Source organism: Romboutsia sp. Marseille-P6047 (assembly GCF_900604535.1).
GTDB lineage: Bacteria > Bacillota > Clostridia > Peptostreptococcales > Peptostreptococcaceae > Romboutsia_E.
The window spans coordinates 1-20,553 of record NZ_UWOT01000012.1 but is presented as its reverse complement, the minus strand read 5'-3'; the positions used below and the strand labels follow the sequence as shown (position 1 = coordinate 20,553).

Here is a 20,553-nt window from a genome sequence, read left to right as displayed (position 1 = left end):
TAGGAGGATGAGTAATGAAGATTTCTATATTTTTAGGAGCAGGTGCGTCTGCTGCTGAGCATTTACCTATTCAAAACGAATTATTTAGTGAGTACTTTAGAGATCTTAAGCCTAGTGATTATAACAAGGAAATGAATAAGGAGCTACATAGATTTTTTAAACAAATGTTTAATATAGATTTGAAGAAAGATGATATAGATAAAGTTAATTTTCCTACTTTTGAAGAAGTTCTTGGACTTTTAGATTTAGCAGAGCAAAGAAGAGAATTTTTTAAAAATTTTGCTCTTGAGCTAGTTAATAAAGAAAGTGATAGTATAAGATTTATTAGACAATATCTAATTCTTTTAATGGCTTATTCTGTTAATAAGAAAAATACTAATAAATATCATAAAATGCTCATTGATAATTTACTTAAATCAAACTTACTTTTAAATACTACTTTTATTAGTGCAAATTACGACATTATTATAGATAATACTATTGCAAAACTATATGATAAAGAAAAATTACCTATTATGCTGGATTATGGTATAAATTTTGCAAATTTTAATAAAGATGGAAATTGGGTAAAACCACTTGATCCTATGATTAAGTTGTATAAGATACATGGATCATTAAATTGGATGTATTGTCCTATTTGTAGTAGCTTGACTTTAACTCCTTATGAAGGAGGAGTAATGAGAATATTAGAAGATTCAGAAGGAGCTAAATGTCTAAATTGTGGAGAAAGTACAGTTCCCATAATAGTGCCTCCTACTTATTTTAAAGATATATCGAATGTATTTTTGAGTAATGTATGGAATGAAAGTGAAAAAGCTTTAAGAGATAGTGATATATTAATATTTTGTGGTTATTCATTTCCAGATGCAGATATACATATAAAGTATATGATAAAAAGAGTACAAATAAGTAGAAAGAAACCTCCCCTTAAAATATTAGTATTCAACAATCATCAAAATAAGCCAAGAAGTTCTTTAAAAAAAGAAGAAGATAGATATAAAAGATTTTTAGGTGAATATGTTATTTTTACAAATAAATCTTTTCAAGATTTTGCTAAAAACCCTACTGAATATATAAATTTAGTATTTAGAGAATAAAAGTTAATTGAGAATATTCATATAGTAATATAGACTAATAAGTAAAATAAATTAATTGGGGGAGCATATGATGCTAGGAACAATAGTAAATACATTAGCTGTAATATGTGGATGTGTAGTAGGATTATTAGTAAAAGGTGGTATACCTGAAAAAGTAAGTAATACTGTTATGAATGGAATTGCTTTATGTGTCATATATATAGGTATATCAGGCTCATTAGAAGGTGGTAATATTTTAATTACTATTATGTCTATGGCAATTGGATCAGTAATAGGAGAGCTAATAGATTTAGACAAACATCTTAATCAATTGGGGAGATATTTAGAAATGAAATTTTCTAAGAAATCTGACATAGATATATCAATAGCACAAGGTTTTATATCAGCAAGTTTATTATTTTGTGTTGGAGCAATGGCAGTAGTTGTCTCGTTAGAAAGTGGATTAAGAGGTAATCATTCAATATTATTTGCAAAATCAATATTAGATGGAATTTCATCTATAATATTTACGGCATCTATGGGAATTGGTGTAATATTTTCATCTATAGCAGTATTTTTGTACCAAGGTATAATAACTATAGGAGCATCATATTTATCAGCTATACTAAGTAATGATGTAGTAAGCTCAATGACCGCAGTAGGCAGTTTATTAATTATGGCATTAGGGCTTAATATGATAAAAGCATGTAATATTAAAGTTGCAAATTTGCTACCAACTATGTTTATTCCTGTAATTTTGGCGATTTTCGGCATAGTTTAAAAAAACTTTAGACAAATTCCTCATTTAGAAGGAATATTGATAAAATAATCAAATTAATTATATATTAATTTATTTAATTTAATAAAAAGGAGGCAAATGATATATGATTACATTTGATATAAATGGGGCTATTGTAGAATTTGATGATAGTATGGATAACTATAACAGTATAAGGAAGTTATTTCAAACTTGTGCTTTTGATACATCTAATACGTTTGAAGAAGATTGTTTAAATAATACCCATACTATGAAGCAAATTGCAGATAAAGCACTTATATTAGGAGAAGAATTAATTGATAATGTCATAAAAAAAGGAGTAGAGACAATAGTTACTTATAGAGTAATAACTATAGACTTTAATATTTTTAAAGAGCAATACTGTAAAAAATATTTAGATTTTAGAAGGCTATTTAATAATCTTATAAAAGAACATACAAATTCACATGGTAGAGGTAAAAAGAATAATAACGTAACTAAGTTTTATGAAATAAAACCAGTAATTAAAAAACTCGCAGAATATGTATATAATGATTGTTTTAATATCCATTATGCAGTTATAGATGCATTATTAGATAATAATGTAAATAAGGTACATAGATACATAGATAATAAAGCCATAAGACAAGCAAATGCACTATTTAATAACTATAAGGATGGATTCATAGGAAAACCTGATGAATGTAAGGTAGTAAAGCAAATAATATCATTAAATCCATATAGATTAGATATATATGAGTATTTTATAAAAGAAGATGGAGATTTTTCAGGGGAAATAGAAAGACTAACTAACTATTTAGGGTATGACATAAAAGAATATAAAGGAAGATTAATGGATATGTATATAAAAACATTAATGGAAAATGATAATGGACTAGATATAGAAGTATCAAAAGAAAAAGTAAAGAAATATGCAAAGTATATAGGGTGTGAAGATGATTTAATTTATATTACTAGACTTGATGCAATATATACTTTTGAAAATGCTTAATTAAGAATTTAAAAGTAAAAAGCTTCTACTGCTAATAAAGTAGAAGCTTTAATCTATTATTCAATATAGTCATAATCATCCATATCATAGTAAAAATCAATTTGGCTCTTATTATCCAAAGGAAAATCATAAAAATCATTATCGTAATAAATATCTTGGTCTAAAAATAATGTATCATCGTAGTCATCGTAACTTAAGTTTTCGTCAGATAAAATATTACCTTTAAATATAGAAGTACTATTTTTTTTATTATAGCGTTTTCTAAACAAACTAAATTTCTTGATCATAGACCACACCTCTTAAATAATTTATCACAACTTAATTATATGCTTATAAATATAGTTTTGACAATTATGAAATAAAAATAATTTAAAAATTCCCGTAGTTAGTAAAAATGTATTATACTTAAAATATGAAAACGTTTTTTGAGAAGGCAACTCAATAAACATAGAATAATATAATACTAAAATAAATAGGTTATTAAGAAGTTATTTTCTTAAGGGGGTTATAAAAATGAATAATGTAGGATATTTAACTGAATCAGGTAAGTATTTTACCAAAGAAGAGGCTATATCAGAAGCTAAAAGATGTTTATTATGTGAAGCATCTTATTGTAGCAAAAACTGCCCAATCGAAATAGATCCTAAATATATTATAAGCTTAGTTGCAGAAGAAAGAATAGATGAAGCTGTAAAAGTTATAAGAGAAAGAAACCCATTAGCTGCAATATGCTCTAGAGTTTGCCCTTATGAAACATACTGTGTAGGAGGATGCAAAAATACAGAACTAAAAGAACCAATAATGATACCGTATATTGAAAAATTCTTAACTGAATATGAAAAAGAAAGTAATTGGAAGATTAGTGATAAAAAAATACAATCAAATTCTAATGGTAAGAAGGTAGCTATAATAGGATCAGGTCCATCAGGATTAGCAGCTTCTGCTATATTAGCAAGGATAGGTTATGACGTAACAGTTATTGAAGCTAGAGAAGGCATAGGTGGATGGTTAACATATGGGATACCACCACATAGGTTACCTAAGCATGCTATAAATCAAGATGTAGAATATATAAAGAGTCTTGGTGTTAAATTTAGAACTAATACACTTGTAGGAAAGGATGTTACGTTAGATGCATTGAGGGAAGAAGGATTTGATGCATTTTTATTATCAAGTGGTCTAAATAAAGGTAGAGTATTAAAAATAAAAGGATCTGATTTAGATGGAGTTTTAAGTGCAGTTAATTTTTTAGCTGAAGCAAAAAGTAAAGACGGTCATATAAATGTAGGCAAAAGTGCAGTAATAATAGGTGGTGGAGACGTTGCTATGGATTGTGGAACCACTGCAAAATTAACTGGATATGAAAAAGTTAGAGTTGTAGTAAGAACAGGAATAGAAGAGATGAATGCTAGCCAAAAGGAATTAAATTATTTGAAGTTTGTAAACGTACCTATATTTGATCACTTTGATTCAGTAGAAATTCTAGGGGATGAAAATAATAAAGTTAGAGCAATAGAGTTTAAGGGGACAGATGACAGTTCAGACTTAATCTTAGAAGCAGATACAATAATATTTGCAGTTGGTCAAATGTCAGATGGAATTCAATCAATTGCACCAGTAGAATTAGATCAAAGAGGTACTGTAATAACTAATGATTTCCAAACTAGTATAGAGGATGTTTTTGCAACTGGAGATATAATACAAGGTCAAAAAACTGCTTGTTTTGCAACTTCATTAGGTAAAAAGGTTGCAGAAGCTATTGATGCTTATTTAAGAAATAAGTAAGCTTTATAAAGAATTAAAATAGTGATTAAAAATGATTTATTTTATTTTTTAATCACTATTTTTTATTAACTACAAAAAACTATCTACTTGAGATAGAAACTTTCATTGTTGTAGTTTATTTATATAGTGAATTATTAAGGAGATTATTTAATAAATGATATAATTTTACTGCTAATAGGTAGAAAAACTAATGGTAAGAATATATTTACAAATAAAGGAGATGTTAATGGAAAAACTAAATTTAATAGTGGTGTTTTTAGAAGGGATGTTGTCCTTCCTATCCCCATGTATATTACCTATACTACCAATATATTTGAGTAAATTATCTAATACTAGTATAGATAATTTAAAAACTGGAAAATTTACAAAAGTGATTTATTTAAAAATACATTTTTCTTTATAATTGGTATATCGACAACATTCTTTATACTAGGATCATCAGTAAGTGTACTAAGTTCATTCTTAAAGACAAACAAAGACTTAATAATGACTTTAGGTGGACTAATAATAGTATTTATGGGTCTATTTTATATGGGAATTATAAAATCTAAATTATTAAACTCTGAAAAGAGATTTAATATGAATACTAAAGAAATAAATATAGTAACAGCATTTTTATTAGGATTTACATTTAGCTTTGGATGGACTCCATGTATAGGACCAATACTTGCATCGGTACTTATAATCTCATCAAGTTCCAATAGCTTTTTAGTATCAAACTTATTGGTATTAGTTTATACAATAGGATTTGTATTTCCATTTATACTTGTGGCATTATTTTATAATAAATTATTTAATACAATAAATTCTATAAAAAAGTATATGGGTAAAATTAAAATAATAGGTGGAATAATAATTATATTATCTGGTCTGGCAATGTTTTCAAGTGGACTTGAAAGAGCTATAAATAACTTTAATTTACAAACAAAAAGTCAAGCTCAAAGGAATGAAAATATAGAGAATGAAGAAAATCAAAGTAGTAAGAAAATAAAAGCTTTAGACTTTGAATTATATGACCAATATGGAGAAATACATAAGTTAAGTGATTATAAAGGAAAAATAATATTTTTTAATATATGGGCTACATGGTGTCCTCAATGTAGAGAAGAAATGCCTTATATAGAAGAGCTTTATAAAGAATATAACGAAAATAAAGAAGATATAATAATACTTGAATTAGCATCACCTAATATTGGAAGGGAAGGAGATGTAGAACATATAAAAGATTTTTTAAAAGAAGAAGGATATACTTTCCCTGTTGTATTAGATGAAAGTGGAAGTCAAATATATCAATATGGAATAAATTCATTTCCATCAACACTTATAATAGATGAATACGGATATATTACTAAATATGTTCCAGGTGCAATGAATAAAGAAACTATGAAGTATATTATAGAAAGTTGTAAGTAGTGATATTTTATTGAAAACAAATTTAATAAAAATGATTCCTAAAAATTATAGGAATCATTTTTATTAAACTATTTATTATTATCTATAGCTTGTTGTGCAAAGTCAGTATTTACAATCTTATCATAAGGAGGTCTTTCACTAAGTTCGCCAGCAGATTCCATTACTGTCATTAAATTATTTAAGCTCTCTTCTTCTAAAACTGGTTCAGAACACCAAGCATCTATTTCTCTATATTTTTGAGCAACTATAATTAAATCGTCTAAGTCGTTATCTTCAAAGAATGGTTGCATAGCTTTAGCTACTTCTTCATCAGATGCAGTCTGACACCATTGTTGAGCTTTATATAAAGCATTAGTAAATCGTTGAATTAATTCAGGATTTTTTTCTAAGTAAGATTTAGTTGCAGAATAAGCTGTATAAGGAATATCTCCAGAATCTCCACCAATTGATGCTACTACATATCCAGAACCATCTTTTTCAAGTTGAGTAGCAGTTGGTTCAAAAGCTGTTGTATAATCAGCTTCACCAGCAGCAAAAGCACCAGCCATAGCACTAAATTGTACATCAGTTCTTACATTAATATCAGCACTTGGATCATTTTCACCAATATTTAAACCATGTTGTTTTAAAACATACTCTAAAGTCATTAAAGGAACTCCACCTTTTCTACCACCAAGGATTTCACTACCCTTTAAATCGTCATAGTTAAAGTTATCATTTTTTTCTCTAGAAACTAAGAAACTACCATCTCTTTGAGTAAGTTGAGCAAAGTTTACAGCGTAGTCTTCACTACCTTGATTATAAACGTAAATAGAAGCTTCAGGTCCCATAAGTCCTATATCAGCTTCACCTGATACTAATGCAGACATAGTTTTATCGGCACCTTGAGTATTAAGGAGCTCTACATCAATACCTTCTTCTTCAAAAAAACCTTTAGAAATAGCAACATATTGAGGTGCATAAAAAACTGAATGAGCAACCTCTGCTATAGTTATTTTATCTAATTTTTCTGAGCTATCTTGAATACCTGAGTTGCTAGATGAATCTTGGTTGCTACAACCTGTAAAGCACACCAATCCAATAGCGAATGAGCTAATAACAGATACTAGCTTTTTAAACATAAGTTATCCTCCTTTAAAAATTATTACATAATATAAGTTATTATTAAGAGCTAGTACATGTTCCTTAAATATAGACGTATGGCTTATACTATTTTTAAAGAAAAACAGACTGTAGAAAAACTACAGTCTAGTTAAATTTAGTGTTTATTTTTGTTATAAAGTTTTTCCACTATATTAAGTATTTCATACATGATCCATGCACAAAATGCAAGAATAAATACACCCATCATTACTAAATCAAGTTTAAATACTTGGCTACCATAAACTATTAGATAACCGATTCCATATCTAGAAACTAAGAATTCACCAACTATAACACCTACCCAAGCAAGACCAATGTTAATTTTTGTTAAATTAATTAAATTACCTATATTTGCAGGTAATATAAGTTTAGTTAAAATTTGAGATTTAGAAGCTCCAAAACTTTTTAACATTTTTACTTTTTCTTCATCAACACTAATAAAGTAATTATATGCTGAAAGTATTGTTACGACTATGGAAATAGTAATGGCAGTTACTATTATTCCTTTAACACCAGCGCCAACCCAAACTATTATAATAGGTGCAAGTGCTGTTTTAGGAAGTGCATTAAGTACAACTAAGAATGGGTCTAGTATTCTAGATAATCTTTTAGACCACCAAAGCATTATAGCAACTATAATGCCCAAGATTGTACCAACAAAAAGTCCTACACAAGTTTCATATACAGATACTTTAATATGTGTCATTAATTGTCCGCTTTCAAGGTATTTTACAAACAATTTATATATAGCACTAGGTTGACTAAATAAAAATGTTTTTATTATACCTTGATCAGCAAGGTATTCCCAAAGTAAAAGTAAGCCAATAAATAGAACTATTTGGCAAATAAAAATTTTATATTTTTCAACTTTAAGGTCTTTAAGGTAATTTTTATAACCTAAGGAGTACTGTTTAGAATCATTTTTCATATGCGTCTAGCTCCTTCCATAGAATATCGAAGTAATTTTGAAATGCTGGAGCTTTACGTGCTTTGAGAGGTGTTTTTTCTTCAGAAGGTATTCCTAAGTCTATGTCGTACACTCCTTTTATTGTAGCTGGTCTTCTAGAAAGCATAGCAACTTGGTCTGACATACTAATAGCTTCTGCTATCTAAACAAAAAGACAAACTAGAACACCCTTTAGTTGTAGAATTATAACTATCCACTAATTGCTTCAAACCCAGTATATAAACCCTAGCCTTATTTTGATCTGGAATCCATTCTATATAATCAACTATATTAGAAATTAGTGATCTTCTTTTATTCAAATCTGCTGAATCAAACTCATTGTTAAATCTATTTAAATTATCACAGATTAGTTCAATATTCAAATCCATAGTATTGAATTCATTAGAGACAGAATTTATTGTATTTAGTTCATCTTTTAAATTTTCTATTTCTTTATTTAATTCTTCTATTTTATTTATTATATAGACTGAAGCGGTGCTATCAGTATTTCTACCTAGCTGTATTATTAGAGTATCTATTATATTTTGCTTCTCTTTTATATTAGAATTAATTTTATTTATCTGAACTTGGACTTCTTTACTATTTTTATTATTCTCGAGCTTAGTTTTTTTATATTGTTCCATTATATATTCTGCTTTAGTATTTTTTATTTCTTCAATTACTTTTTCCTCAACTATATCAGCCTTTATATTTTGGCAACTACAGGCAGAAGCACCTAGTGATTTTTTAGTTCCACATATATAATAATAAACAGTATTACCTGAAGAGGTCTTACTATAGGAATGTCTCATGTTAGCTCCACACTTAGAACATTTTAACAATCCAGATAATAATCCTTTTCCAGTTCCAGATCTAGGAGCTTTATCTCTATTTTTATATAATAAGCTTTGAACTTGAAGCCATTTATCTGAATCGATAACCCCTTTATGTCTAGCTATAGCGCCGATAGGAGAGGCGGTATTCTTAGCATATGTTAAGATACCATGTTCATTATCAGGAGAACCAACAACTTCTATATTATTATTTCGTAAATAGTTTATTACGTTTTCATCTGCTTTCACATAAGCAGGATTTCTCAAGATTACAGATACTGATCCTGGAGAAAATCTACCATCTCTGGATCCTCTTATACCTGAATTATATAAATACTTGTATAATTTAGTAAGTGATTTTAATTCTAAATATTTATCAAAAATTAGCTTTACTGTATCTAAAGATTCTGGATCTTCCTCTAATTGATACATTTTCCTTTGAGCCATATTTTCATCAAAGTAAGTAATTTGAGTAGAGGAGAAGCCTAGGGGAGTAGTACCACCTAGCCATCTACCGGTACGTGCGAGCTCATACATATTATCTTTTATACGTTCGGCTATAGTTTCCCTTTCTAATTGTGCAAATACGCTGGAGATGTACATCATAGCTCTTCCCATTGGAGTAGAAGTATCAAATTGTTCCTTTATAGATATAAATGATATATCTAATTTATTTAATTCTTCAATTAGAGTAGAGAAGTCAGAAACATTTCTACTAATTCTATCTAGTCGGTAACAAATTAAGTAGCTAAACTTTTTCTTTTTAGCATCTTGAAGCATTTCTTGAAATCTTGGTCTATTTGTAGAACCACCACTAAAACCTTCATCTTCATATATTATAAAATCTGTTATACCCATATTTTTAGCATAATTCATGCATAGTTGAATTTGATTTTCTATTGATTCACCTTTACCGGTGAATTTACTTTTTCTTGAGTAAATTGCAGCTATCAAAGAATCTCCTCCTTTTAATAAGTATTAATTTTACATAAAGTTATGATAATCCTTTATTAAAGATAAAGAACATAAGTTCGGTATAAAGAATAGCATTCATTTAAAATAGTTGTCAATGAAAATATAAAAAGTTAGATTTGCTTTATTAAACGTAGAATTGTAGTAGTGGGTATTAGGAAATATATGATTGACTTATAATGAATATTAAAGGAATTGATTTATATTTGAAATAGAAAAGAGCAGTATGAACTGCTCTATATTATTTGCTTTAAGTTATCAGGGATATCAATATTATCACTGTACACCATTATTTCTTTTCCAGTGTATTTTTTACCTGCAGTATATCTTATGCCATAAGAAGTTATTCTAAATTGATTATACATTTCTACAATTTCATCAACATTATCATAAGTAACAATCCAATGTGAATTTTCTAAATTACTTATTACATTGGATAACTCAACATGGTCATCATGTGTATAATAATTTACATATAAACTAGAGCCTTTATGATAATATGGAGGATCAAAAAAAATAAATTTTGTATTGTTTATAGTAGGTATTATATTTTCAATTAGGTAAAGTGTATCGTGGTTATATAAAGTAATATGGTCTTTGTACTCTGCAATTTTTCTAATTTTAGATATTATATCTTCTTTTTTGAATCTACAGTCTAATTTATAATTACCATCTTGCTTAAGACCACCAATAACACCAGCTTTAATTATTCCAGATCTATTCGTTCTATTAAGAAATAATGTAGAAAAACCTAAACGCAATAAATCTTCCGTATCTTTATTTTGTTGTATTTTTCTTTGTATATGCCAATTTTCTATAGTTATAGAGGTATTTTCAATTAATTCACATAATTCATTTGTATGGTTTAAAATAGAATACCAAAAGGCATAAATGGATTTATCTAAATCATTTATTATTATATCATTAACAAACCCATCAAACAATAATTTTAATGCTACAGCACCACCACCAGTATAAGGTTCTATATAAGTGCAACCATTCAAATTATTTGATTGTATTAAATTAATAACATACTTTGAAAGTATATTTTTCCCACCTGGATATCTAAGGGGAGAATAAGTTTTTAATCCTGACATAGCTACCACCTTTGTATAAAGTTATAATTAATATAATAACAAAATTATATTAATTTGGCCAGAGATTATTAATACAAATAATTCTGTAATAATAATTACATATAACTACTATTATTACATAAATTTAATAGTATGAAACTAAGTAATTATTGGATAATAGGAGAGAAAGTTCTTTTGGCAATATTATTATAAGTATTTGTAAAATTGCTTAAAAATTTATTATAGTCTTCGGAGTTATGTTCTTTCCAACAGTCAAAAACTTTTAAGATCTCAAAATGATTAAGATTGTCATTAAACCATTGTTTAAATCTTTCTCTATCCTTTCCTTGATAATGGTTAGAATGTGGACCATATTCCATTAGAGATTCTTTGTTAAACCCAAAAGAAAATGCTTTTGTCCAAAATTGGTCATAAGGGTCTAAATTTATTAGAAAGTCATAAATCAATTCTTCTGGTCTTACTTTACCAGGAAGCTTTATTATATTACCAAATTTATTATTCTCTTTGATTTTTTTATCTTCTACATCTCCATCTAAAACAAACATTATATTTGAAAAATATGCAGGATCAGCCTTGTTCAAACGAAGTAAATCTTCGCATCCCAATTGAATATTAACTGGATTAATGTATATATTATAGTTTCCAATTAAATTTTTAAATAACCATCTGCATTCTGAATCTTCAGAGTAAACATTTATTTGTTTACTTGAATCTAAAATTGATGAAATGTTTAAATCATTTTTCATAATGAAGTATGATGGATTTTGAAGTATATTCAAAGGACCATTACTTTTTGTAATATAAACAATTTCATAGTTATTAACAATATCTGGTTTATTATATAAAGTCTTAGTAGATATATATTTTAACAAAGTCGTGCTATGTGTTGTAAATACAACTTGGATATTTAAACTTTTACATTCAGAATATAAATAGTCAACTAATTTAATTTGTGAATGAGGATGTAAAGTTGCATCTAATTCATCAATTAAAAGTATTCCACCATTCCAATCGTAAGTCTTACTTTTATATAAACGTTTAAATGATAATACAGATAATATTATTTGACCTATATTATCTTGACCTGCTGAGTTTGTTATAGAAGAATAAGTAGAAGTCGTTATACCAACAGATTTCTTTCTCTTCGTCTCACCTAAATTTATAAAGTCAACATCACATTCTTCACCGAAGTTTAAATTTAATATTTTTCTGTAATGTTCCATGAAATAAATCTTTTCATCTTCACTAAGTTTGACAGACTCAACCTTCATGCCATCGTCATTAGCTTCTCCAACTGGAAATAGTCTTGATAACCCAAGATATAAAGAAGGAGATTCTTTCTTACGACTATTACCGTTCTCTCCTTTTGTTTCAGGTATAACTCTGAATCTATCTTTTTGCCACGTTACACGGCAGATTTTACTTTCTGTAATTTTATTTATATCGGATAAGTTACTAAAATTAATTTTACATTTATTGGAACCGCTTTTATCAAATTCTTTTGAGGCTTTAAAAATTTCGCTAAATTCCGTTCTAAAAGCTGTATTAAATATCGTTTTTCCAAATTGAGATTTTAGTTCACAAGAATTACCTAATAGAGCTAATATTGTTGATTTACCAATTCCATTCTTTCCAGCTATAGCTGTGATATGTTTTCCTAATTTAATATGTGAATTTTTAAATATTCTAAAATCATTTATTTCTAAACTGTTTATCATATATAAGTCTCCCCTTGATGTAATTTAATTTAATTTATATATTTATACATAACAAGTTCTACAGGAACTCTAAAATGTTTACTCATTTGTTCTATAGTTATATAATCATAACCTTTAGAAAAGCTATTTAAAGCATCATCAGTAATTAACAGATGTGCAGCAAACTCATTTGCTTCATTTTCGAGTTTATTTGTATTAGAGTATGTATAATTTTTTAAGAAGCAAATATTTGTACTTTTGTGTAAAAGAGCATGACCCAACTCATGCGCAAGTACGACAGGTTCTTCCCATTCTTCTAAATCTATATTTAAAGTTATAAAGTAGTCTCCAGATATATTTAAGAAGTAACCTTTAGTACTTCCTAAAGGATCTCTTTTTATATTTATATTTAAGTAGTCACATAGTTCATATATATTAGATGTTTTATATTTATCTATTAAACTATTTACCTGTTGTTTTATTTTACTCAAAATAATCCCTCATTACTTTTTGTTTTTCATATTCTTAGCCATTTCAATTGTACTCCTTATGGAATTTCTAAGTAATATCATATCTTGTTCACTCATTGGTTCTCCACAAAGCATAAGTCCTTGTTGTTGCATTAACTCATCAATCATTTTTTCTATATCTTTATCTTCTTTTTTATTTTCAATTGATTGTTTTTTTTCATTAAATGAATCATCTAACTTAGATAATATTAAAGGTTCCTTATTATCTAAAGAGTGTAAGTTTGAAGTACTTTTTATATAAACTTTTAAATTATCGTCCTTTAATTCAACGTCCTCAATTAATTCACTTAATATATTTAAATAATCTTCTTTTGTAAGCTTATATTCCTTATTATAAGGAAGTCCTAATTCTTTTATAATTGTATTTAACTGTTCTAGTTCCTGTTCTATATCAGGTAGTAAATTTTTAATTAATTCACTGTAATATAAGTTTAGAAGTTCTGACTTCTCAGTTCCATTTTTTTCTTTTGTTCTTCCTAATAGATAGTCTACTGAAACTCCAAAGTATTCAGCGATTTTATTAAGCATTTCTTTATCAGGTGACCTTCTGTTAGTTTCCCAATTAGATATAGAACCTTTATGCACTTTTAAGGCCTCGGCTAATTCTTTGCCCGAGATATTTTTTTCTTTTCTTAACGTTTTTAAAATGTCTCCAAATGTATTCAAATTGAAAACCTCCTTATAATTATATTATAGATATTTTAATAAAAATTAAAATGATTATCGTCATAATGAATATTTATTTAATAAAAATTAAATAAATATATTGACGACGTCGATATGACGAGATATAATTAAAGTATATCAGACGTCAGTATGACGTTGAAAGGGAGAGTGAAAGATGAAGGATAAAATTACTGGGTATCTCAGATTAATTGGCAAGGATCAAAAGTACTTAGCTAGTTATTTGGATATAAGTGAGACGACCTTATCATTCAAAATCAATGGTAAGACTGAATTTAATAGGCATGAAATGATATCGATAGTTAGACTTATAAAAGAGAAAATACCAACAGTGTCAATGGACGAAATTTTTTTTGAATAAAAGTCGTCATAATGAATACAAAATATATTTTATAAAAGAGAGGAAAATAATATGCAATTAAGATTAGTAGATAAAACAGAAGTTAAAGATGTAGTAAATATAAAAAATTTAAATGGAAACTTATTAGTAAGTAGCAGAGATATAGCTAATAACTTTGAAAAAAGACATAATCATGTAGTTGAGTCAATAGAAAGATTAACTACCGAAAATATGGTAGTTAAAGAGATGTTTATAGAAAATACTTTTGAACATAAAGGGAACTTTTATAAAGAATATTTAATGAATAGAGATGGATTTAGCTTATTGGTTATGGGATTCACTGGATCTAAAGCACTTACATGGAAACTTAAATACATAGAAGCATTTAACAAAATGGAAGAACAACTTAAAAATCCATTTTCAAATATGAGTAAAGAGCTACAAGCAATACTTATGGTGGATAAGAAACAACAAGAGCAAGAAAAGCGAATATCTGATATAGAAAATAAAATGACAGTTAATTATGAATTGGCTGAAAACCTTAGAAGTTCAATCAATAGCAGAGCAATAGAGATTTTAGGTGGTAAAGATGCACCAGCATATAAAAAATTAAACAAAAAATTGTTTTCAGCATTTTATAGAGATATAAGAAGAACTTTTAATGTAAATAGTTACAAGAATCTTTCAGTTAAAAATTATGAAAATGCTATAAATTACATAAGAAGTTGGGAGGCTGATGAATTGATGAAGTATGCAATACAAGGTATAAATAGCCAATTAGTATTTGAAGTACACAATCAATTGTAACAGGACAAAATACACAAATCATAATATACAGCAAAGGGGGAGATTCACATGGCAAGAAGAAAACAAGAAATAACTGTAGAAGTTGTATGGCCAAAAGATCCAGAAGCAATTTTAGAAATAGAAAGAAGAAAAGCTCAATGGGTATTTGAAAGGCAAAGGGAAAGATATGGTGATGAAACACTATCAATAGTATATCCAATATTTATAAGAGCTAAAGAGTTAGAGGCGACAGGTCTAACTTTTGAAGAAGCTAAAAAGATAGCTATAAAAGAGTATAAAGAAAAACAGAGGGCCTAAGTCCCTTTGATTAATAAAAATGTACAAGTTAATAAGCAGGAGGTAACAAAATGGCTTTTAAAGATATTCTAAATATCACAGTAGAAGAAGCTACACAAATATATGAACAAATGAACATATCTTTCATATGTAGAGATGGAAAACTTAAAGGATTTAAGAAGGAGGGAAAATAAGTGATAAAAACAGATGCAATAGAAGTTATAGACAATGCTTTTAGAGGAATTATAGCTGATGATAAATATAAGCTTGTAAAAGCAAATTTAAATAAAGGTAGATATGTTGAAGCTACATACAAATATAAAAATAAAGATACAAATAGAGAAATTGAACTTAACTTTTTAATACCAAGGTTTTATATAGGGGACAATGATCCTATAGCTGATATTGGAACTTTGTCTAGTGTATGTAGAGGGTTAAAACTACATGATAACTATTATATGGATAATCTAAGAATATCAAAAGAAAAGATAGATGTTGAATTTTATAATAAGCTTGATTTTACAAGAATATCAGTTAGAACATTAAGAGATAGCTTATTAGAAGTTTAGGAGATGGAGAAAATATGGCAATTGTAAGAGTTATAAAAGATAAGAGTAATCCTTATGTAATGTTAAATAAAGCATGTTTAAATGATGATAGGGTATCTTGGAAGGCTAAAGGACTACATACATATTTATTAAGCTTACCAGATGATTGGCAAATATATGTTAAAGATTTAAAGAATAGAAGTAAGGATGGGAGAGATTCAACAGCAACAGCAATGAATGAACTTATAGAATTAGGATATGTAAAAAGAAATCCTAGAAAAGATGATGGATCAGGAAAATTTACTGGTGGATTTGATTATGAAGTATATGAAATACCAATAAAAGTAACTGAAAGCCGAGATATGGAAAATCCGGAATCCGGAAAAACCGGCAGTCGGGAAAACCGACAATCGGAAAATCCGAAACTACTAAATAATAAATATAAACTAAATAATAAATATAACAAATTAATAATAGGCTACTACCAAAAACATATTGGAGTTATAACTCCTAATCTTTCTTTGAAGCTTTTAAGTTTTTTAGATGATGGTATGGAAGCAGATGTAATTATAAGAGCTATAGATGAAACTGTAGGAGCAGGTATAAGAAATTTTAATTATCTTCTAAAGATATTAAATAATTGGTTAGAAGAAGGCATAAAAGAAGGTGCTCAGTTAACTGAACACCAAAACAAATATAAAAATAAAAAAACACACAATAATAGTATAAATGAAAATAAAGAAAAAAATAAGCGTTTTGGGGGAAATAGTTATGGAAAGTATTCAACATACAATGACAATAAGCGAGGAGTGGATTCAAGCTCAAAAGTCGAAGTGGATGTCAAAGAACTTGCAGAGCAATATGGAATTGACATTGAAGAAATATAATTGTCCTAAATGTGAGGATAAGGAATATATATTTACAGTAGAAGGTGAAGTGTATTGGTGCGATTGTAGGAGTATTAGACTTGCTAAGGAAAGAATTGAAAAAAGTGGACTGAGTAATAGATTTGATAAAAATAAGTTTAATAATTATAAGGCTAATAATGAACAGAGACAAAAAGCTATTGAAACTTGTCTAAAGTACATAAAGAATTTTGATAGAACTAAAAATTTATTATTAACTGGACAAGTTGGAAGCGGTAAAACTCATTTAGCAATTGCTACATCAAGAGTATTGTTAAAGACAGTTGGAGTTAAATATGCTGATTTTGTAAATGAAATATCCAGAATGAAGTTTAATCAGTTGGACCAAGAAGATTTTACAAAATCATTAGATTCATATAGAAATGCATCAGTACTTTTTATAGATGATCTATATAAGGGAGATACATCTCCAGCAACACAAAGAATTGTACAGGATATAGTTAATTACAGATATAACAATAATAAAGCAATGATAATAACTACAGAGCTTGATAAAATTGGGCTTTTGGATATCAATGAAGCTACAGCAAGTAGGATAATTGAAATGTGTAGCTATGAAGAAGATAACGACTGGGGTGAGTATATTATTGAATTTAAAGGAAGAGAACTTAATTACAGACTCTTTAAAAAATAAGTCTAAGCATGTTTTAAAGAGGTTTGAGTGTAATAAGTGTAATCAAATATATATTTACATAGTCAAAGAAGATACAGATGAAGTTAGATGTAATATATGTGACATAAATATGAATATTAAGGGTGAGATTTAAATGTCAATTTTAGAGATTATGACAATTAGAGAAGCTGCAGAGCATCTTAGAGATATATCAATAAAAATAGCAAATGAAAAAGGGATAACAAAAGAAGAGGCATGGGATTTGCTAATGGAGGAATTAAAAATACAACTAGGGGGATAAGCATGTTAGAGGATAAGCAGCTTGAAAGTGTAAAACAAATACTAGGAGATCTATATATAAAGCATGGTTTAACAGAAGAAGTTGTAAGATTAAGCCAATGGGTGGATGAAGTAGTAGTAAAAATACAAAAAGAAAAATATATGACAATGGAGGATAAGCAACATGTTAATTCTAAAAAGTAAACATGAAGAAGTAGTTAAATTAGAGAAAATAGGATCTTTTGAAGAGGGATACCGAACAGGATACGACTTAGCGAGGTTTGATAAAGATAAAGAAATTAAATCTCTAATAGATACTATAAAGACAAAGGAGAAGATTATAGAAGATATGCAACTAGAGAATGAAATAAATAGTAAAAAGGTCGAAATATTGAGATTCTTCTTAGCTTGTAATTATAGAAAAGATGTAGCAAGATATGAAGCTATAGCTAAGAAAACTAAGAAATATAGAATCCGAAAAAAAGCAGAAGCTAAAATAATTAAATTAAAGGAGCTACAATTAGCTTTTGAATAATTATAATTTGAATTTATTGGTGATTGTGATACTGACTTTAGTAGTTGGTATCACAGTTGAATTAAATAGCATTAGGAAAAAATGACATTAGTTTAGGGTGGAGAATATGAAGCTTACAGAAGATTTTATAGTACCAGTAAATTTAAAGTTAGGTTGTTGGGATAATGAGGCTAAGAGTTTAAAGCATAAGTATAAGAGTGAATATGATAATGAGGTTAAGATTTATAAGTTGAGCAAAAAACAATTAGAAAAATATTTAGATGGAATTGATAATAGGCCAGTTCCGAGGAGGAAGAGTAATGATTAATAATGTTGTATTAGTTGGTAGATTAACTAAAGATCCAGAGTTAAGGTATATACCAGGAACAGGTACTGCAGTTGCTAATTTCAATTTGGCAATTGATAGAGATTATACTAAAAAAGATGGAACAAAGGATACTGACTTTATACCAGTTGAAGTAATAGGTAAAGGTGCTGAGTTTTGTGCAAATTATCTTCAAAAGGGAAGATTAGTTGGAATACAAGGTAGTATAAGGGTTGATAATTATAAGACGCAACAAGGTGAAAATAGAACATTTACAAAAGTTCATACAATGAAAGTAAATGCATTGGATAGTAAGAAAGAAAATCATGAAAATGATAGGTTTGAGCCTGCAGGATTAGATCCACAAGGTTTTCAGGCTATAGAAGATGATGATTTACCATTCTAGGGATATAAAATAGGATAGAGAATTTAAAGAGGTTATTAGGGGGATGCACTAAAAATTATATTATGAGGTGCATCAAATATGAATATTAGAGAAGAGTATATCATTAAGACTAGAAATTACTTAAAAGCATTATCATCTAGATTAGATAGTATCAAAATGATTGAATTAGAAATAGATGAATTAAAAAGTAAAGATAATAGCTATAAAGATATTAGGTTTGATAATTTAGGTATAAAATCAAAAGGATCTACAAAAGGCATAGATGATATGATTATAAGTGCTAAAGATATGATTTATATAAAAGAAGCAGAAATTGATTTTATAAGAAAAAAATATAAGTTTATAAAATCAATTATAGAAAATATGGAAAAATGCGACCAGTATATAATCGAATACAGATATTTTAAAAGAAATAAGTTAAATGAGCATTATAAAATATCTGAGATAGCTAATGAGATTAATTATTCTAAAGCTACAGTGAAGAGAAGAGAATTAAAGATTATAAAGCATATAGCATATAGCATATATGGGAATAGTTCACTTAAAGAAGAATGTGAAAGTGAGCCGATAATGAGCCACACATTAGCTGTATAATGTGGTAATATGTTAATATAGCAAAAAAGACACAATATCAATAAAAATGACATAAAAAGATTAACATCATAGGATAATACCATCTCATATTGAGGTGGTATTTTTTATGTGAAATTTTTATAAAAGCAAGAAAGGGGAAAGAGGATGTTTTAAAAATGAAGAAAGTAAAAAGACCTTCAAAACCAATAAAAGACATAAGAAAGGTTTATGATATCCAAGACTATTTAAAATATAGGAGTGAAAGAAACTATATACTTTTTTTACTTGGAATTACTACTGGATATCGTGCAGGAGATTTAGTAGAGCTTAAAGTTAGAGATGTAAGAGAGGCTTTAAGAAGAGGTAGGTTTGAAATTTTAGAAGGTAAAAAGAAAAATAGTAAAAATATTAGAGAAAAAAATAGGAAACCAAGAGAAGCAGAAATACTTCCAGAGGTAGAAACTGTATTAAAAAGATACATAAGAGATAAGAAAGATTATGAGTATATGTTTCCATCTAGAAAAGGGAAAAGTCATATTAAAGTTGATAGAGTTACAGCAATATTAAAAGAAGCAGCAGAGTATTTTGATATGGATGATATAACAGCTCATAGTATGAGAAAGACTTATGCATATACAGTTTATATGGAGAATGACTGTGATATTATAGCAGTTAAAGAAATGTTAGGTCATAGTTCAATCGAAGAAACAAAAGCTTACTTAGGTTTAGATAAGGAAAAGTATCATCAATACAGCCAAGTTTTGAGAAGGCTTATTAGATGATTTTTTTATTTTTCTATTTTTGAATGTCTTATAATTTGGTGATTATTTATTCAAGGTTACAAAATGAAGATATATATAAGAAGAAAAATTATAAAATGAATATGGTATTCCCTAAGAAAACCATTGATTCAAAAGGTACAAACACAGACGATAACTGGATTACAAATAATAATATTCGTATAAATATTAGGCTTTTTTAGTACAGTTTTAAAACACTAA

The 20,553-nt window shown here is 27.7% G+C and carries 28 protein-coding genes; 19 read left to right on the top strand and 9 right to left on the bottom strand.

From position 1 onward, the window contains the following. The first annotated feature begins 14 nt into the window (after positions 1–14). The 3 genes from EIH23_RS11895 to EIH23_RS11885 all read left to right on the top strand — a co-directional run bounded on the left by EIH23_RS11895 (position 15) and on the right by EIH23_RS11885 (position 2,845). On the top strand, positions 15–1,097 hold the full coding sequence (locus EIH23_RS11895) for an SIR2 family protein (RefSeq protein WP_122640506.1): 1,083 nt from the start codon (positions 15–17) through the stop codon (positions 1,095–1,097). 67 nt (positions 1,098–1,164) lie between these two features. Then, positions 1,165–1,857 (top strand): DUF554 domain-containing protein, encoded by a 693-nt coding sequence (locus tag EIH23_RS11890; protein ID WP_330566277.1) that lies wholly within the window; start codon positions 1,165–1,167, stop codon positions 1,855–1,857. 103 nt (positions 1,858–1,960) lie between these two features. Next, on the top strand, positions 1,961–2,845 hold the full coding sequence (locus EIH23_RS11885; protein ID WP_122640505.1) for a kinase: 885 nt from the start codon (positions 1,961–1,963) through the stop codon (positions 2,843–2,845). 56 nt (positions 2,846–2,901) lie between these two features. Here EIH23_RS11885 and EIH23_RS11880 read toward each other — a convergent pair whose 3' ends face one another. Further along, a complete protein-coding gene (locus EIH23_RS11880; RefSeq protein WP_122640504.1) occupies positions 2,902–3,132 on the bottom strand; it encodes a hypothetical protein in 231 nt (76 codons plus the stop codon). Positions 3,133–3,358: 226 nt separating this feature from the next. On the opposite strand from EIH23_RS11880, the gene EIH23_RS11875 reads away from it, so the two are divergent. Together EIH23_RS11875 and EIH23_RS11870 are read left to right on the top strand one after the other, a co-directional pair. Continuing rightward, complete coding sequence (locus EIH23_RS11875) at positions 3,359–4,630, top strand: FAD-dependent oxidoreductase (protein WP_122640503.1); 1,272 nt, start codon at positions 3,359–3,361, stop codon at positions 4,628–4,630. Between the two features lie 360 nt (positions 4,631–4,990). Next, positions 4,991–6,043, top strand: coding sequence for a cytochrome c biogenesis protein/redoxin (locus EIH23_RS11870; protein ID WP_330566283.1), 1,053 nt, complete (start codon positions 4,991–4,993; stop codon positions 6,041–6,043). Between the two features lie 68 nt (positions 6,044–6,111). Here the strand turns inward: EIH23_RS11870 and EIH23_RS11865 are convergent, their stop codons facing one another. The 8 genes from EIH23_RS11865 to EIH23_RS11830 form a co-directional block, all read right to left on the bottom strand. Beyond that, positions 6,112–7,164 (bottom strand): ABC transporter substrate-binding protein, encoded by a 1,053-nt coding sequence (locus tag EIH23_RS11865; RefSeq protein ID WP_122640502.1) that lies wholly within the window; start codon positions 7,162–7,164, stop codon positions 6,112–6,114. 137 nt (positions 7,165–7,301) lie between these two features. After that, positions 7,302–8,114 (bottom strand): ABC transporter permease, encoded by an 813-nt coding sequence (locus EIH23_RS11860; RefSeq protein WP_122640501.1) that lies wholly within the window; start codon positions 8,112–8,114, stop codon positions 7,302–7,304. Next, positions 8,104–8,277 carry a sulfonate/nitrate/taurine transporter ATP-binding protein gene (locus EIH23_RS11855; protein ID WP_122640500.1) on the bottom strand — a complete coding sequence of 58 codons (174 nt, stop codon included), beginning with the start codon at positions 8,275–8,277 and terminating at the stop codon, positions 8,104–8,106. Before EIH23_RS11855 ends, EIH23_RS11860 begins: the two co-directional genes overlap by 11 nt. A 1-nt stretch (position 8,278) precedes the next feature. Continuing rightward, positions 8,279–9,919 (bottom strand): recombinase family protein, encoded by a 1,641-nt coding sequence (locus tag EIH23_RS11850; protein ID WP_122640499.1) that lies wholly within the window; start codon positions 9,917–9,919, stop codon positions 8,279–8,281. Positions 9,920–10,173: 254 nt separating this feature from the next. Beyond that, entirely contained in the window at positions 10,174–11,034 is an 861-nt protein-coding gene (locus EIH23_RS11845) for a DNA adenine methylase (RefSeq protein WP_122640498.1), read from the bottom strand. A gap of 146 nt (positions 11,035–11,180) precedes the next feature. After that, positions 11,181–12,752, bottom strand: coding sequence for an ATP-dependent nuclease (locus tag EIH23_RS11840; protein WP_122640497.1), 1,572 nt, complete (start codon positions 12,750–12,752; stop codon positions 11,181–11,183). A 29-nt stretch (positions 12,753–12,781) separates the two neighbouring features. Next, complete coding sequence (locus EIH23_RS11835) at positions 12,782–13,222, bottom strand: ImmA/IrrE family metallo-endopeptidase (RefSeq protein ID WP_164489068.1); 441 nt, start codon at positions 13,220–13,222, stop codon at positions 12,782–12,784. 12 nt (positions 13,223–13,234) lie between these two features. Further along, positions 13,235–13,927, bottom strand: coding sequence for a helix-turn-helix domain-containing protein (locus EIH23_RS11830; protein WP_122640495.1), 693 nt, complete (start codon positions 13,925–13,927; stop codon positions 13,235–13,237). A gap of 175 nt (positions 13,928–14,102) precedes the next feature. On the opposite strand from EIH23_RS11830, the gene EIH23_RS11825 reads away from it, so the two are divergent. From EIH23_RS11825 to EIH23_RS11765, 14 genes are all read left to right on the top strand, one after another. Continuing rightward, complete coding sequence (locus EIH23_RS11825) at positions 14,103–14,306, top strand: hypothetical protein (protein WP_122640494.1); 204 nt, start codon at positions 14,103–14,105, stop codon at positions 14,304–14,306. 51 nt (positions 14,307–14,357) lie between these two features. After that, positions 14,358–15,092: a Rha family transcriptional regulator gene (locus tag EIH23_RS11820; protein WP_122640493.1), complete on the top strand. Its 735-nt coding sequence runs from the start codon at positions 14,358–14,360 to the stop codon at positions 15,090–15,092. A 48-nt stretch (positions 15,093–15,140) separates the two neighbouring features. Then, the gene (locus EIH23_RS11815) at positions 15,141–15,389 is read left to right on the top strand and encodes a hypothetical protein (protein ID WP_122640492.1); all 249 of its coding nucleotides are present in this window, start codon (positions 15,141–15,143) and stop codon (positions 15,387–15,389) included. A gap of 50 nt (positions 15,390–15,439) precedes the next feature. After that, a complete protein-coding gene (locus EIH23_RS16765) occupies positions 15,440–15,562 on the top strand; it encodes a hypothetical protein (RefSeq protein WP_279265905.1) in 123 nt (40 codons plus the stop codon). After that, on the top strand, positions 15,563–15,937 hold the full coding sequence (locus EIH23_RS11810; RefSeq protein WP_122640491.1) for a hypothetical protein: 375 nt from the start codon (positions 15,563–15,565) through the stop codon (positions 15,935–15,937). It abuts the gene before it with no gap. A 14-nt stretch (positions 15,938–15,951) separates the two neighbouring features. Further along, complete coding sequence (locus EIH23_RS11805) at positions 15,952–16,803, top strand: DnaD domain-containing protein (protein WP_122640490.1); 852 nt, start codon at positions 15,952–15,954, stop codon at positions 16,801–16,803. Beyond that, complete coding sequence (locus EIH23_RS11800; protein WP_164489067.1) at positions 16,778–17,476, top strand: ATP-binding protein; 699 nt, start codon at positions 16,778–16,780, stop codon at positions 17,474–17,476. Before EIH23_RS11805 ends, EIH23_RS11800 begins: the two co-directional genes overlap by 26 nt. A gap of 133 nt (positions 17,477–17,609) precedes the next feature. Continuing rightward, positions 17,610–17,756: a hypothetical protein gene (locus EIH23_RS16370; protein ID WP_164489066.1), complete on the top strand. Its 147-nt coding sequence runs from the start codon at positions 17,610–17,612 to the stop codon at positions 17,754–17,756. 2 nt (positions 17,757–17,758) lie between these two features. Beyond that, a complete protein-coding gene (locus tag EIH23_RS11790; protein ID WP_122640487.1) occupies positions 17,759–17,938 on the top strand; it encodes a Spo0E family sporulation regulatory protein-aspartic acid phosphatase in 180 nt (59 codons plus the stop codon). Beyond that, positions 17,919–18,269, top strand: coding sequence for a hypothetical protein (locus EIH23_RS11785; RefSeq protein WP_122640486.1), 351 nt, complete (start codon positions 17,919–17,921; stop codon positions 18,267–18,269). The genes EIH23_RS11790 and EIH23_RS11785 overlap by 20 nt, the downstream gene beginning before the upstream one ends. Positions 18,270–18,375: 106 nt before the next feature. Continuing rightward, the gene (locus EIH23_RS11780; RefSeq protein ID WP_122640485.1) at positions 18,376–18,576 is read left to right on the top strand and encodes a hypothetical protein; all 201 of its coding nucleotides are present in this window, start codon (positions 18,376–18,378) and stop codon (positions 18,574–18,576) included. Beyond that, positions 18,572–18,979: a single-stranded DNA-binding protein gene (locus EIH23_RS11775; RefSeq protein ID WP_122640571.1), complete on the top strand. Its 408-nt coding sequence runs from the start codon at positions 18,572–18,574 to the stop codon at positions 18,977–18,979. The genes EIH23_RS11780 and EIH23_RS11775 overlap by 5 nt, the downstream gene beginning before the upstream one ends. A gap of 78 nt (positions 18,980–19,057) precedes the next feature. Further along, entirely contained in the window at positions 19,058–19,573 is a 516-nt protein-coding gene (locus EIH23_RS11770) for a hypothetical protein (RefSeq protein WP_122640484.1), read from the top strand. Positions 19,574–19,728: 155 nt separating this feature from the next. Next, the gene (locus EIH23_RS11765) at positions 19,729–20,334 is read left to right on the top strand and encodes a tyrosine-type recombinase/integrase (RefSeq protein ID WP_122640483.1); all 606 of its coding nucleotides are present in this window, start codon (positions 19,729–19,731) and stop codon (positions 20,332–20,334) included. Positions 20,335–20,553 lie beyond the last annotated feature (219 nt).

Excerpts from the sequence above, each read along its gene's own strand:
- EIH23_RS11845 (WP_122640498.1), bottom strand. The coding sequence starts at position 11,034 with ATGTCAGGATTAAAAACTTATTCTCCCCTTAGATATCCAGGTGGGAAA.
- EIH23_RS11770 (WP_122640484.1), top strand. The coding sequence starts at position 19,058 with ATGAATATTAGAGAAGAGTATATCATTAAGACTAGAAATTACTTAAAA.
- EIH23_RS11885 (WP_122640505.1), top strand. The coding sequence starts at position 1,961 with ATGATTACATTTGATATAAATGGGGCTATTGTAGAATTTGATGATAGT.
- EIH23_RS11890 (WP_330566277.1), top strand. The coding sequence starts at position 1,165 with ATGATGCTAGGAACAATAGTAAATACATTAGCTGTAATATGTGGATGT.
- EIH23_RS11880 (WP_122640504.1), bottom strand. The coding sequence starts at position 3,132 with ATGATCAAGAAATTTAGTTTGTTTAGAAAACGCTATAATAAAAAAAAT.
- EIH23_RS11780 (WP_122640485.1), top strand. The coding sequence starts at position 18,376 with ATGAAGCTTACAGAAGATTTTATAGTACCAGTAAATTTAAAGTTAGGT.
- EIH23_RS11785 (WP_122640486.1), top strand. The coding sequence starts at position 17,919 with ATGTTAATTCTAAAAAGTAAACATGAAGAAGTAGTTAAATTAGAGAAA.
- EIH23_RS11840 (WP_122640497.1), bottom strand. The coding sequence starts at position 12,752 with ATGATAAACAGTTTAGAAATAAATGATTTTAGAATATTTAAAAATTCA.
- EIH23_RS11800 (WP_164489067.1), top strand. The coding sequence starts at position 16,778 with ATGGAATTGACATTGAAGAAATATAATTGTCCTAAATGTGAGGATAAG.
- EIH23_RS11805 (WP_122640490.1), top strand. The coding sequence starts at position 15,952 with ATGGCAATTGTAAGAGTTATAAAAGATAAGAGTAATCCTTATGTAATG.
- EIH23_RS16370 (WP_164489066.1), top strand. The coding sequence starts at position 17,610 with ATGTCAATTTTAGAGATTATGACAATTAGAGAAGCTGCAGAGCATCTT.
- EIH23_RS11790 (WP_122640487.1), top strand. The coding sequence starts at position 17,759 with ATGTTAGAGGATAAGCAGCTTGAAAGTGTAAAACAAATACTAGGAGAT.
- EIH23_RS11875 (WP_122640503.1), top strand. The coding sequence starts at position 3,359 with ATGAATAATGTAGGATATTTAACTGAATCAGGTAAGTATTTTACCAAA.
- EIH23_RS11895 (WP_122640506.1), top strand. The coding sequence starts at position 15 with ATGAAGATTTCTATATTTTTAGGAGCAGGTGCGTCTGCTGCTGAGCAT.
- EIH23_RS11815 (WP_122640492.1), top strand. The coding sequence starts at position 15,141 with ATGGCAAGAAGAAAACAAGAAATAACTGTAGAAGTTGTATGGCCAAAA.
- EIH23_RS11865 (WP_122640502.1), bottom strand. The coding sequence starts at position 7,164 with ATGTTTAAAAAGCTAGTATCTGTTATTAGCTCATTCGCTATTGGATTG.
- EIH23_RS11820 (WP_122640493.1), top strand. The coding sequence starts at position 14,358 with ATGCAATTAAGATTAGTAGATAAAACAGAAGTTAAAGATGTAGTAAAT.
- EIH23_RS11765 (WP_122640483.1), top strand. The coding sequence starts at position 19,729 with ATGAAGAAAGTAAAAAGACCTTCAAAACCAATAAAAGACATAAGAAAG.
- EIH23_RS11825 (WP_122640494.1), top strand. The coding sequence starts at position 14,103 with ATGAAGGATAAAATTACTGGGTATCTCAGATTAATTGGCAAGGATCAA.
- EIH23_RS11860 (WP_122640501.1), bottom strand. The coding sequence starts at position 8,114 with ATGAAAAATGATTCTAAACAGTACTCCTTAGGTTATAAAAATTACCTT.
- EIH23_RS16765 (WP_279265905.1), top strand. The coding sequence starts at position 15,440 with ATGGCTTTTAAAGATATTCTAAATATCACAGTAGAAGAAGCTACACAA.
- EIH23_RS11855 (WP_122640500.1), bottom strand. The coding sequence starts at position 8,277 with ATGTCAGACCAAGTTGCTATGCTTTCTAGAAGACCAGCTACAATAAAA.